Raw genomic sequence first — 12,542 nt, forward strand, 5'->3', positions numbered from 1 at the left:
CAGCGTCCTGCCGGCATCGAGCGAGAAGGAAACGCCATCGACGGCTTTGACATGCGCCAGCGCCCGGCCGAACAGCGAACGCTCGGCGACGAAATGCTTGACCAGACCATCGACCTCGAGCAGCGCCATCACGACACCAGACGTTCGAGCGGCGCGCGGATGCAGCGCGAGAGGTGGCCGGGACTGACCTCGACCAGCGGCGGCGGCGCCTTGGTGCAGGCAGCCAGCACGAAGGGGCAGCGCGCGGCGAAGCGACAGCCGGCGGGCGGCTGCGCCATGTTCGGAACCATGCCTTCGATCGTGGCAAGCTGTTCGGCGCGGTGGTCGAGCCGCGGGATCGAGCCGAGCAGGCCGACGGTGTAGGGATGTTGCGGCGCCGAGAACAGCTCGTCCACCGCCGCGCGCTCGACGATCTCACCGGCATACATTACCGCGACCTCGTCGCAGACTTCGGCGACCACGCCGAGATCATGGGTGATCAGGATGATGGCGGCGCCGCTCGCCGCCTTCAACTCGCGCATCAGCTCCAGGATCTGCGCCTGCAGGGTGACATCGAGGGCAGTGGTCGGCTCGTCCGCGATCAGCAGCCGCGGGTCGCAGGCCAGCGCCATCGCGATCATGACGCGCTGGCGCATGCCGCCGGAGAGCTTGTGCGGATATTCGTCGATCCGCCGCTCGGGCGAGGGGATGTGGACGCGACGCAGCAGATCGATCGCCCGCTCGCGCGCACTCCTGCGCGAGCCGCCGCGGTGGCGCAAAATCGTCTCGACGATCTGGTCGCCGATCGTGAAGCTCGGATTGAGCGAGGTCATCGGTTCCTGGAAGATCATCGCGAGCCGGTTGCCGCGAAGGTCGCGCAGCGTCTGATCCGACGTCTTAAGCAGGTCGAAACCGTCGAAGCGGATCGCGCCGGAGATTTCCGCGCTCTGCTTCGGCAGCAGGCCCATGATCGCCAGCGACGTCACGCTCTTGCCGCAGCCGGATTCGCCGACGAGGCCGAGCGTCGCGCCATTGGCGACGCTGAGATCGACGCCGTCGACCGCATGGGTGACGCGGCCGTCGTCGCCGTGAAAACGAATGCGCAGATCGCTGATCTCGATGAGGGGGCTCGGGTTCATGAGCGTTTTGCGCGCGCTGCGGCAATGCTGGCGTCGATGACGCTGCGATCGGTGTTGCCGGCCGGGTTCTGCCGCGTCGGCATGGAGGCGCGGAAGTGGACCCAGAGCTCGTGGCTGACCCGTTCGAGCCGCTCGAGCTCACCGAGCGGATCGGGATGATCGTCGGCGCGCAGGTCCAATGCCGGCCATTCCTCCTCGCCGTGGATCAGGAGCGCGGCGGACTGCTTGCCGCGCTTGTCGCCGCCAGCGGCTTCGCCCGCGCGCATCGCGGCGAGCAGGCGGCGCGGAAACGGCAGGCTGTCATTGGCGATATAGGTCTTTGCGGTCTCGTCGAGCACATCGGCGCCCGCGAGCATGTTGCCGGCGATCGAGAAGCCGCTGCCCGCGATGTGTCCGCACCAATCGACGCAGTCGCGCCCGGTATGCGCGGCAATCGCGCCGCTGGCGTCCATGATGTGGATCTGGCGGCTCTCGCGGCCATCGTCGGTCGCGAGCAGGGCGGCCAGCGCGTCGTGCGCGTTGAGACCCTGACGCAGCAGCTTGACGCCGTCGATGCCGTAATAAGGATTGACGAAGGCCTGCGTCGCGATGGCGCCAAGGCCCGCAGCGATGTAGGGCACTCGCGCGCCGACGGCGAAGAAGCGCGTGGCAACGGCGATGCCAAACTGGCCGGTAGCAGAATCGCGCGCGATGATCGACCAGGTCATGTGCTGCCTTTAGCGCCCTGCGGCGTAGCCCTGCATGCCGCGTGGATTGGCGGCGGCGCGGCGACGCGGACCGACGCGCGAGGCCGCGGTGAGACGGCCTTCCGACCAGTCCGGTCCGACCTCGACGATATGTCCGCGTTCGCGAAGATTTTCGATCGTCGCCTTCGGCACGCGGTTCTCGACCACGAGCACGCCGGGGCGCGCGGTGCGGGGCCAGAACGAGATCGGGAAATGCTCGGAGTGCCAGGCCGGGGCGTCGATCGCTTCCTGGAGATTGAGGTTGCAATGGACGTGCCGCAGGAAGAACTGCGTGATCCACTGATCCTGCTGGTCGCCGCCGGGCGAGCCCCAGGCGAGATAAGGCTCGCCGTCGCGCAATGCCATGGTGGGGGACAGCGTGGTGCGCGGCCGCTTGCCGGGCGCGAGCGAGCTCGGTTGGTTCTCCTCCAGATCGAACATCTGCGCGCGGCTGCCGAGGCAGAAGCCGAGCTCGGGAATGATCGGCGATGATTGCAGCCAGCCGCCGGATGGCGTCGACGACACCATGTTGCCTGCCTTGTCGATGATGTCGAAATGCACGGTGTCGCCGCGCACCTCGCCGAAGCGGCCCACCGTCGGTTCACCGGCGCCGAGCGCGCCGACAGCCTCGCGCTGGCCCTCGGCGCGGCGCAGCTTGATCACGCCGCCAAAGCCCTCGATCGCACCGGGCCGGAGATCGAGCGAGGCCTTGTCGGTGACGAGCTTGCGGCGCTCGTTGTTATAGGCATCCGACAGCAGCGTTCCGATCGGAATCTCGCTGAACTCGGGATCGCCGTAGAATTTCTCGCGGTCGGCGAAGGCGAGCTTGGCGCATTCGATCTGGAGATGGATGAATTCCGGCCCGGTCGGGTCCAGCCCATCGAGCGCAAAGCCCTTCAGCAGCGCGAGCTGCTGCAGCGTCACCGGTCCTTGGCTCCAGACCCCGGCCTTGCAGACAGTGTAGCGGCCATAGTCGTAAGTGAGCGGGGCCTCGACGGTCGGCTGCCAGCGCGCCATGTCATCGGCCGACAGCACACCGCGATGCGGCGAGCCGCTGACGTCCATCACCTCCTGCGTCCGGCAGAATCTGTCGATGGCTTCCGCGACGAAACCCTGCGACCACGCCTTGCGTGCGCGCTCGATCTCGGCATCGCGGCCGCCGCCGCCACTTTCGGCTTCGCTCAGGATTCGCGCATAGGTCGCCGCAAGTGTCTTGTTGGCGAAGAGCGTGCCGGGCTTTGGCACTTCGCCGTTCGGGAGATAGACGGCGGCTGACGTCGGCCAATGCTTGCGGAATAATTGCTCGACAGTCTGGATCGTGGCGCAGGCGCGCTCGACCAGCGGATAACCGTCGCGCGCATAGGAGATCGCGGGCTCCAGCACGTCGCGCACGCGCATCGTGCCGTAGTCACGAAGCAGCATCATCCAGGATTCGAAGGTGCCGGGGACGCAGGCTGCGAGCAGGCCGGTGCCCGGCACCATGTCGAGGCCTTCGCTCTTGTAATGCGCGATGGTGGCGCGAGCCGGTGCCGGACCCTGACCGCAGATCACCTCGGTGCGGCCGCGCTTCACGTCGTGCACGATGATCGGAACGTCGCCGCCGGGGCCGTTCAGATGCGGCTCGACCACCTGGAGCGTGAAAGCGGTGGCGACGCCGGCGTCAAAGGCATTGCCGCCTTTTTCCAGGATGGCCATGCCGATAGCGGTCGCGATCCAGTGCGTGGTCGCGACGACCCCGAAGGTGCCTTCGATCTCGGGGCGTGTCGTGAAGGGATCGGGATTGACGATGCTGGCCATGGACTACCTCATTTGCGGCGCGCGCAATTGATCACAGGGCCAGGCCGCCGCCAAATGCGCAGGCTGCATGGCACGCGCGCGTCACGCCGGTACCGGCGCGGTGTTGACCGCGTGGCAGGCGACACCGTCGATCAGGCTTGGTGCTTCCTTGCGGCAGAGATCGAACGCCAGCGGGCAGCGCGGATTGAAGGCGCACCCGGGCGGCGGATTGATCGGGTTCGGGATCTCGCCCTTCACGGGAATGCGCTGGCGGCCGCTCATGGCAAGATCGGGCACGGCGCCGAGCAGCATCTTGGTGTAGGGCATGCGCGGACGGGCGAACAGCTCGCGTCCTTCCGCGATCTCGACGATGCGGCCGAGATACATCACGCCAACGCGGGTCGCCATGTGGCGGACCACGGCGAGGTTGTGGCTGATGAACATGTAGGTCAGGCCGAACTTGTCCTGGAGGTCGCGCATCAGGTTCAGGATCTGCGCCTGCACGGAGACGTCGAGCGCGGAGGTCGGCTCGTCGCAGACAATGAACTCCGCGTCGGAGGCGAGCGCGCGAGCAATCGCGATTCGCTGGCGCTGGCCGCCCGAGAATTCGTGCGGAAATTTCAACCTGTCGTCGGGATGCAGGCCGACAAGGCTGAGCAACTCGCCGACCCGGGCCTGGATGTCGCGCTCGCCCTCGATCAGGTCGAACGCGCGGATCGGCTCGGAGATGATGGCGTCAACCCGGAAGCGTGGGTTCAGGCTCGCATAGGGATCCTGAAAGATCATCTGGATGCGGCGGCGCAGTTTCCGCCGCGCCTGGGCCTGCCGCGGATCGGTCATCGAGATGCCGTCGATCAAGACGTTGCCGGAGCTTGGCGGCAGCAAGCCGACGACCATCCGCGCCACCGTGGTCTTGCCCGAGCCGGATTCGCCGACCAGTGCAAAGGTCTCGCCCTTCCTGATGTCGAAGGTGACGCCATCGACGGCCTTGAGATATTCGAGCTGCCCGCCTTCAAGCATGCGGTTGAGCCAGGGTTTCGAGACGTCGAAGACGCGGCGCAGATTCGTGGCCTGGACGAAGGGAGTGCTCATGCCGCGCTCTCCGCCGGCACGCTGTCATAGAGATGGCAGGCGACCGATTGCGCGCCCCGTGGCAGCGGCTCCGGCCGCTCGACACGGCAGCGATCGAACGCCAACGCGCAGCGCGGATTGAACGAGCACCCGCGCGGAATCGCCGACAATCGCGGCATCGAGCCGGGAATTTGCACCAGGCGCTTGTCGTCGCCCGCGAGCGTCGGGATCGCGCCCATCAAGCCCTTGGCGTAAGGATGCAGCGCCTTCTGCACGACATCCTGCACCGGACCGATCTCGGCAACGCGGCCGGCATACATCACCGCGACCCGGTCGGAGGTCTCGGCGATCACGCCCATGTCGTGGGTCACCAGCATCACCGCAGTGCCGTGGTCGCGGCCGAGACGCTTGATGAGCGAGATGATTTGCGCTTGCACGGAAACGTCGAGCGCGGTGGTCGGCTCGTCGGCGATGATCAGCTCCGGTTCGGCGCAGATCGCGAGCGCAATCACCACGCGCTGGCGCATGCCGCCGGAGAATTCATGCGGATAACCGTCGATGCGCTTTTCCGGAGCCGGGATCCCGACTTCGGCGAGCAGGTCGATGGCGCGGCGACGGGCGGCGGTCTCGGACAGGTTCAGATGCGTTCTGATCGTCTCGATGAGCTGGTCGCCGATCTTGTACAGCGGATTGAGCGAGGTGAGAGGGTCCTGGAAGATCATGCCGATACGTTTTCCACGCACGCGGCGCATCTCTTCCGGCGGCAGATTGTCGATGCGCAGGCCGGAGAGGCGGATCTCGCCGCCCGAGATGCGGCCCGGGGAATCGATCAGGCCAATGACCGCGAGTCCGGTGACCGATTTACCGGCGCCGGATTCGCCGACAACGCCGAGCACCTCACCTTTGGCGATGTCGAAGGAGACATTATCGATCGCGCGCAGCGTGCCCCGGCGGGAGGCGAAATCGACCTGAAGATTACGAACGGAGAGAACGGGCTCGGTCATAAACGCTGCATACTCATCGGAGTTTCGGGTTAAGCGCATCGCGCAGCCAGTCGCCGAGCAGATTGATCGACAGGATCAGCGCCGCGAGTGCGATTCCAGGGAAGGCGACGATCCACCATTCGCCCGCGAACAGATAGTTGTTGCCGATGCGGATCAGCGTGCCCAGCGATGGCATGGTCTCGGGCATCCCCGAGCCGAGGAACGATAGCGTCGCTTCGGTGATGATAGCGAGCGCGAGATTGATGGTGGCGATGACGAGAATCGGCCCCATCGTGTTCGGCAGCACGTGGCGCAACATGATCACCGGAGCGGGCAGGCCAATGAGCTGGGCGGCGGCGACATAGTCCTTGTTCTTCTCGACCATGACGGAGCCGCGCACGGTGCGGGCATATTGCACCCAGAAGCTCAACCCGATCGCGAAGACCAGGACAGCCAGCATGCTCATCTCGTCGAGCTTGTTGCCGAAAACCGATTTGGCGATGCCGTTGATCAGCAGCGCGATCAGGATCGCCGGGAATGAAAGCTGCACGTCGGCGATGCGCATGATCAGCCCGTCGACGGCACCGCCGAAATAACCGGCCGTCAGCCCGAGCAGGATGCCGATCGCGCCGGAGAAGACGACGCCGAGCACGCCGACGAGAAGCGAGATGCGCATGCCGTAAAGAATCGCGGACAATACGTCCCGGCCTTGTTCGTCGGTGCCGAGCAGGAACGGGCTCTGGCCGTCTGAGGTCCATAATGGCGAGATGCGCGAGTTCATCAGCTGGAGCTGCGCCGGGTCGAAGGGATTTTGGACCGATAGCACCGAGGCGAGGATCGCGAGCAGGAAGAACAGCAGCGTCACCGCCGCTGCGACCATGGTGATTTTGGAGCGGCGAAATGAATAGAACAGGTCGCTGTCGAGCGCGCGTTTAAACCAACCCGGCGCGTCGGCGCGCGGGCCGCGTTCTTCGACCTTGTGCGGGACGACGGCTTCGCTCATTCAATGTGCCCGGCTGATCGTCGAGCGCAGCCGCGGATCGACGATGGTGTAGAGGATATCAACCACGAGATTGATGGTGACGAAGATCAGGGACACCATCATCAGATAGGCCGCCATGATCGGGATATCGACATTCTGCACGGCCTGCACGAAGAGCAACCCCATGCCGGGCCACTGGAACACGGTCTCGGTGATGATCGCAAATGCAATTACCGAGCCAAATTGCAGGCCGGCCACCGTGATGACCGGGATCATCGTGTTGCGCAGCGCATGACCGTAATGGATGGCGCGGGTGGTGAGGCCGCGGGCACGGGCGAAGCGGATGTAGTCGGTGCGCATGACTTCGAGCATCTCGGTGCGGACCAGCCGCATGATCAGCGTCATCTGGAACAAACCCAGCGTGATCGAGGGCATGATCAGCGCCTTCAGTCCTGACAGCGTCAGCAGACCCGTCGTCCACCAGCCGATATGCACGACGTCGCCGCGCCCGAACGAGGGCAGCCAACCCAGCGTCACCGAGAACAGGTAGATCATGAGAATGCCGATCAGGAAGGTCGGCAGCGAGATGCCGATCAGCGAGATAGCCTGGAACGCGTGTGTGAGCCAGCTGTCGCGGCGAAGCGCCGAATAGACGCCCATCAGGATGCCACAGAGCATCGCGAAGATGGTGGCGCAGATCGCGAGCTCCAGGGTCGCGGGCATCCGCTCCATCAGAAGATTGGAGACAGGCAGGCGGAACTGGTAGGAGACGCCGAACTTGAACTGCGCAGCGTTGCCGATATAGCGGCCGAACTGCACGATCACGGGATCATCGAGGCCGAGCGATTTGCGGATAGCGGCGCGTTCGGCGCCGGACGTGTCCATCCCAACCATCTGGTTCACGGGATCGCCGGCGAAACGAAACATCGAGAAGGAGATGATCCCGACGGCGATCATGACACCAATGGCCTGAATGGCCCGGCGCAGTGTGAAAGCGAGCATCTGTTCCTTTCACATATCTTCAGTGGCACGCATCATTGCGTTAGCCCGAAACAGCAAGTCCCGGAAGCCAGGGCTTCCGGGACTTCACAACTTGTCGACGCCTACTCGTCCTGCTTGGTCGCCCAGTAGAGCATGACCATGTTGTCCGCACGCTGGGTCAACTTCACCTTCTTCGAGACGCCCCAGGCGAGCGCCTGCTGGTGCAGCGGGACGTAGGCCCAGTCCTTCATCGAGACCTCGAAGGCCTGCTTGATCAGGAGATCGCGCTTGCCCGTATCGGGTTCCACGAGAACCTTGTCGGCGAGTTCATCGAACTGCTTGTTGCAATAGCCGGCGAGATTGGCTTCGCCGCGGTTCGGATCCTTGGGATCGTCCCGGCAGCCCATGATGTCGTGCAGCACGTTATGGGAGTCGAGGGTATCCGGGGTCCAGCCCAGCATGAACAGCGAAGTCTTGTAGCCGCCGGGCTTCAGCACCTTGGCGAAATACAGGGCCTTGGGTTGCGCCAGCAGCTCCACTTTGAGGCCGATGCGGGCGAGCATGCCGACGACCGCCTGACATATCGCGGCGTCATTGACGTAGCGATCGTTGGGGCAGTCCATCGTGACTTCGAAACCCTCGGGATAGCCGGCGTCAGCCAGGAGCTTCTTGGCGGCGTCGGGATCGAGCTTCGGCCGGGTGAAATCCTTCGAGGCAAAGATCTCTGGTGCGACCATCAATGCGGACGGCGTAGACAGTCCGCGCATGACGCGATTCTTGATCAGGTCGATGTCGATTGCCCGGTAGACGGCTTCGCGGACGCGAACGTCCTTGAATGGGTTCTTGCCCTTGACGTTGGAGTACAAGAGCTCGTCACGCGCCTGATCCATGCCGACAAAGATGGTGCGGAGTTCAGGTCCCGTCAGCACGGTGGCGTTCGGACTCGCTTTCACGCGCTCGATGTCCTGGACCGGAACCGGCTCGATCACGTCGACCTCGCCGGACAACAGCGCCGCAACACGCGTGGCGGGGTTGGCGATCGGCGTGAAGATGATCTCCTTCAGATTATGTTCCGGCTTGCGCCACCAGTTCGGATTGGCCTTGAAGACGGTCTTCACGCCCGGCTGATGGCTGTCGATCGTGAAGGCGCCGGTGCCGTTCTCATGGAGCGAGGCGTAGCTCGGGGTCGTCGCGGCGGCGGGCGTCGGTGCCACCGCATCGTTCGCCTCTGCCCATTTCTTGTCCATGATGTACCAGGTCGCCCACAGCGCCGTCAGAATGGGATTGGGCGAGGTCAGGATGAAATCGACGGTGTAATCGTCGATCTTGACCACCTTGGCATCGGCGGGAACGCGGCTCTGGAAATTCGAACCTTTCGCCCGCACGCGTTCGGCCGAGAACACCACGTCGTCCGCAGTGAACGGGTCGCCGTTGTGGAATTTGACGTCCTTGCGCAGGTGAAAGCGCCAGCGTGTCGGCTCCGGCGTCTCCCAGCTTTCGGCGAGTGCCGGGACGATCTTCAGGTCCTTGCCGCGGGCAACCAGGCCCTCATAGACATGACCGAGATGCGCACTGGTGGTCGACTCGTTCAGCGTGTACGGGTCGAGCGACTTGAGCTCACCCTGGTTGGCATAGCGCAGCGTCTGGCTCCACGCCGGCGAGACCGCCAACGCAAGCATACTGGCGAGCGTCGCCGCAAACAGACTTCGTCCGACTGACATTCTTGACCTCTCCACTCGCCCGCACCGTCATTTTTGATTGTTCGGCGGGGCTGATCGAACCATGTTGCCCAGAGTTCTCGACCCGTGCAAGCGCCATTCCAGCAAGGAACGCGCCAAGTTGCACCGCTGTGCAGCAATGCTGACCGACATTGACGGGCCGATGGGCGAGGACGCCAGCGTTTTTGATTGACCATATCCGCCGATCGCGGAAGCCGGAGCGCCGCGACCGGCCTCAGGTCGCTTGCGTTGCACACCGTCTCGCGGCGATACTGCGGCCGGGCGCTCGAATCTCATCTGGAGGGGACATGAAGGTTAATATCGAAATCGACTGCACCCCCCTCGAAGCCCGTCAGTTCATCGGATTGCCCGATCTGGCACCGATGCAGACGGCGGTGATGGACAAGCTGCAGCAGCAAGTCTTGAGCAACATCGACAAGGTCTCGCCGGAGTCGCTGATCCAGAGCTGGTTCACCTTCGATCCCAAGCTTGCCGAGCGGTTTCAGGACATGTTCGTCACCATGGCCGGCCTCGGCGGCACGCGCAGCGGCGACAAGAAGAAATAATGCCGTCCGGTCCGGACGGGCCGCAGACCCCAGGCCGGCTTCGTCCGCCCGGCCTTGCTTTGCTGCTCGCCGAAGCCCGAGGGTTGCTCGAACTCAACGCCAGCCTGCTGCTGTCGCCGATCCTGATGCGGGCGCCCAAAGGCGATGGCCATCCGGTGCTGGCGCTGCCTGGCTTCCTCGCCAGCGACCTCTCGATGGCGCCGATGCGGCGCTATCTCAGCGAGCTCGGCTATGAGGCACATGCTTGGCGGATGGGCCGCAATTTCGGCGGGTTGGGACGGATGCGGGATTCATTGCGCGCCCGTCTCGCCGAAATCCATGCTGCGAGCGGACGCAAGGTCAGCCTGGTCGGCTGGAGCCTCGGCGGTGTCTATGCACGCGATCTCGCGCTGCAGGCGCCCGACTTGGTCCGCAATGTCATCACGCTCGGCAGCCCTTTTGCCAATGACATAAGAGCGACCAATGCGACGCGGCTCTACGAGATGATGTCCGGCGAGCGTGTCGAGGATTTCGCCGAGCTGCGTGAGGCGATCGCCGGCGATCTTCCGGTGCCGACGACGTCGATCTATTCGCGCGCCGACGGCATCGTGAACTGGCGAACCTGCCTGCTGCGTCCCTCCGACCGCGCCGAGAACATCGAGGTGCACCTGGCGAGCCATATCGGGCTTGGGGTGAATCCCGCAGCGCTATGGGCCGTGGCGGACCGCCTTGCGCAACCGGAGGGGGAGTTCTGGCCATTTGACAGGGCAGGGCCGTTTGCCATTGCATATGCCCCGCCGGAACAGGCAGTATCGGCCTGACGAGAAGCGCCGCCTAAGGTGCCCGTCAAATACTCGGGAGGGAACTATGGCTGACGGTAAGAAGCTGTCGTCGCTGGACGCGTCGTTTCTCTATCTGGAAACGCCGGAGATGCCGATGCATGTCGGGAGCATGGCGATCTTTCGCCTGCCGGACGACTACAAGGGCGACTTCTTCGAAGATTTCAAGGCAATGATCGTCTCGCGCCTGCACATCGCACCGATCCTCAAAGCGCGGCTGGAGAAGGCGCCGCTCGACATCGATCATCCCTCCTGGGTGGAGGACGACCAGTTCGACATCGACCGTCACATCTTCCGCGCCAGCCTGCCGCAGCCGCGCGACCGCGCCACGCTCGAACGCATCGTGGGCTGGATGCACGCCAAGCTCCTGAACCGCGCCCGCCCGCTCTGGGAGTTCTACGTGTTCGAGGGCATGAAGGACAATGAGGTCGGGCTTTATTCGAAGATGCATCATGCCGCCATCGACGGCGGCGCCGGTGCGGCGCTGACCAACATGATCTACGATATCTCGCCGATCCCGCGGAAGGTCGATCCGCCGACCGCGGGAGCGAAGCCCGGGCAGGAGCCGCGCGACATCGCAGCGAACCTGGTCGATTCCTACCAGCAGCTCTTCACCCAGCCGCTCGATGTATCGGCCGCCGCGAAGAACCTGCAACTGCCGCGCACCGGCAAGAGCGACATCGGCTCGATCCTGTTCGACAATGCGATGTACCAGATCGAGAGCGCGGTGCGCTTTGCCGGTAACATCCCGACCATGGTCAAGAGCGTCTCGGACGTGCTCGGCAAGATATCTGATCCAAAATCGCGCGAGAGCCTTGCCAGCATGGTGTCGCCGCCGACCATGCTCAACAAATCGATCTCGTCCGAGCGCAGCTTCGCCGGCGTCTCGATTTCGCTGTCGCGATCCAAGGCGCTGGCCAAGCAGGCCGGCGGCAAGCTCAACGACGTCGTGCTGGCGCTCGCCTCCGGCGTGGTCCGGCGCTACCTCCAGCAACACGGAACGCTGCCGGCGAAGTCCCTGACCGCTGCCGTGCCGATCTCGCTGCGCGAGGAAGGCAATACCGAGGCCAACAACCAGGTGTTCGGCATGATCTGCTCGATCGCGACCAACATCGACGATCCCAAGGCGCGCCTGGAAGCCATTATCGCGCAATCGACCAAGTCCAAGGAGATGTCGCATCCGCTGCGGGCGCTGATGCCGCAGATCTCCAATATCTCGATGCTGGGCGCGCCGATCGTCGTGCAGATCATGGCGCTGCTCTACAGCCGCTCCGATTTGTCGAATGTGCTGCCGCCGGCTGCGAACATCACGGTGTCCAACGTGCCGGGGCCGCGGCAGACGCTGTACGCCGCGGGCGCGGAGCTGTTGCACATCTTCCCGGTGTCGATCTCGACACACGGACAGGCGCTCAACATCACAGTGCAGAGCTATCGCGACCAACTCGATTTCGGCTTCATCGTCGGCGCCAACATCATTCCGCACGTGCAGGTGATGTGCGACATGCTGCCGGAAGAATTCGCCGCGCTGGAGGCGTCCTATGCTTTGCCCGCTGCGGACATCAAGGGCGCCGCTGAGTAGGAATGTTCCGATGATTGAAATGCCGCCGCTCAAGTTCGTGCAGACGAACGGAATCCGCATGGGCTACTATGAGGCGGGCCCGGTCACAGACAAGCCGCCGATGGTGCTGTGCCATGGCTGGCCCGAACTCGCATTTTCCTGGCGCCACCAAATCAAGGCGCTCAGCGAGGCCGGTATCCGCGTGATCGCGCCGGATCAGCGCGGCTACGGCGCGACCGACCGGCC

Annotated in this window: 12 protein-coding genes and 1 pseudogene; 4 read left to right on the forward strand and 9 right to left on the reverse strand. The window is 64.3% G+C overall.

Annotation, left to right across the window (positions count from 1 at the left end; genetic code table 11):
- From IVB47_RS31000 to IVB47_RS31040, 9 genes and pseudogenes are all read right to left on the reverse strand, one after another.
- Positions 1–129 (reverse strand): annotated as a pseudogene (locus IVB47_RS31000) (peptide ABC transporter substrate-binding protein); the annotation flags it as partial.
- Positions 129–1,118, reverse strand: a complete 990-nt coding sequence (locus tag IVB47_RS31005) for an ABC transporter ATP-binding protein (protein WP_247467159.1) — start codon at positions 1,116–1,118, stop codon at positions 129–131. The gene IVB47_RS31005 and the pseudogene IVB47_RS31000, both read right to left, overlap by 1 nt.
- Entirely contained in the window at positions 1,115–1,825 is a 711-nt protein-coding gene (locus IVB47_RS31010; protein WP_027568891.1) for a DUF1028 domain-containing protein, read from the reverse strand. The genes IVB47_RS31005 and IVB47_RS31010 overlap by 4 nt, the downstream gene beginning before the upstream one ends.
- Positions 1,826–1,834: 9 nt before the next feature.
- A complete protein-coding gene (locus tag IVB47_RS31015) occupies positions 1,835–3,640 on the reverse strand; it encodes a gamma-glutamyltransferase family protein (RefSeq protein ID WP_247467162.1) in 1,806 nt (601 codons plus the stop codon).
- A gap of 81 nt (positions 3,641–3,721) precedes the next feature.
- Positions 3,722–4,711, reverse strand: a complete 990-nt coding sequence (locus tag IVB47_RS31020; protein WP_247467166.1) for an oligopeptide/dipeptide ABC transporter ATP-binding protein — start codon at positions 4,709–4,711, stop codon at positions 3,722–3,724.
- A complete protein-coding gene (locus IVB47_RS31025; protein WP_247467169.1) occupies positions 4,708–5,694 on the reverse strand; it encodes an ABC transporter ATP-binding protein in 987 nt (328 codons plus the stop codon). The genes IVB47_RS31020 and IVB47_RS31025 overlap by 4 nt, the downstream gene beginning before the upstream one ends.
- Positions 5,695–5,707: 13 nt before the next feature.
- Positions 5,708–6,676, reverse strand: coding sequence for an ABC transporter permease (locus IVB47_RS31030; RefSeq protein WP_106942637.1), 969 nt, complete (start codon positions 6,674–6,676; stop codon positions 5,708–5,710).
- The gene (locus IVB47_RS31035; RefSeq protein WP_027568896.1) at positions 6,677–7,657 is read right to left on the reverse strand and encodes an ABC transporter permease; all 981 of its coding nucleotides are present in this window, start codon (positions 7,655–7,657) and stop codon (positions 6,677–6,679) included.
- A 101-nt stretch (positions 7,658–7,758) separates the two neighbouring features.
- Positions 7,759–9,357, reverse strand: coding sequence for an ABC transporter substrate-binding protein (locus tag IVB47_RS31040; protein ID WP_027568897.1), 1,599 nt, complete (start codon positions 9,355–9,357; stop codon positions 7,759–7,761).
- Positions 9,358–9,662: 305 nt separating this feature from the next.
- Here IVB47_RS31040 and IVB47_RS31045 point away from each other — a divergent pair, with 305 nt between their 5' ends.
- From IVB47_RS31045 to IVB47_RS31060, 4 genes are all read left to right on the forward strand, one after another.
- Positions 9,663–9,920: a DUF6489 family protein gene (locus tag IVB47_RS31045; protein ID WP_007593837.1), complete on the forward strand. Its 258-nt coding sequence runs from the start codon at positions 9,663–9,665 to the stop codon at positions 9,918–9,920.
- Entirely contained in the window at positions 9,920–10,720 is an 801-nt protein-coding gene (locus IVB47_RS31050; RefSeq protein ID WP_247467172.1) for an alpha/beta hydrolase, read from the forward strand. Before IVB47_RS31045 ends, IVB47_RS31050 begins: the two co-directional genes overlap by 1 nt.
- A gap of 46 nt (positions 10,721–10,766) precedes the next feature.
- Positions 10,767–12,317, forward strand: coding sequence for a wax ester/triacylglycerol synthase family O-acyltransferase (locus tag IVB47_RS31055; RefSeq protein ID WP_247467175.1), 1,551 nt, complete (start codon positions 10,767–10,769; stop codon positions 12,315–12,317).
- A 10-nt stretch (positions 12,318–12,327) separates the two neighbouring features.
- Positions 12,328–12,542, forward strand: a 215-nt coding sequence (locus IVB47_RS31060) for an alpha/beta fold hydrolase (RefSeq protein WP_247467178.1), incomplete at its 3' end; no start/stop codon positions are given.

This window comes from Bradyrhizobium sp. 62 (assembly GCF_023073035.1).
GTDB lineage: Bacteria > Pseudomonadota > Alphaproteobacteria > Rhizobiales > Xanthobacteraceae > Bradyrhizobium.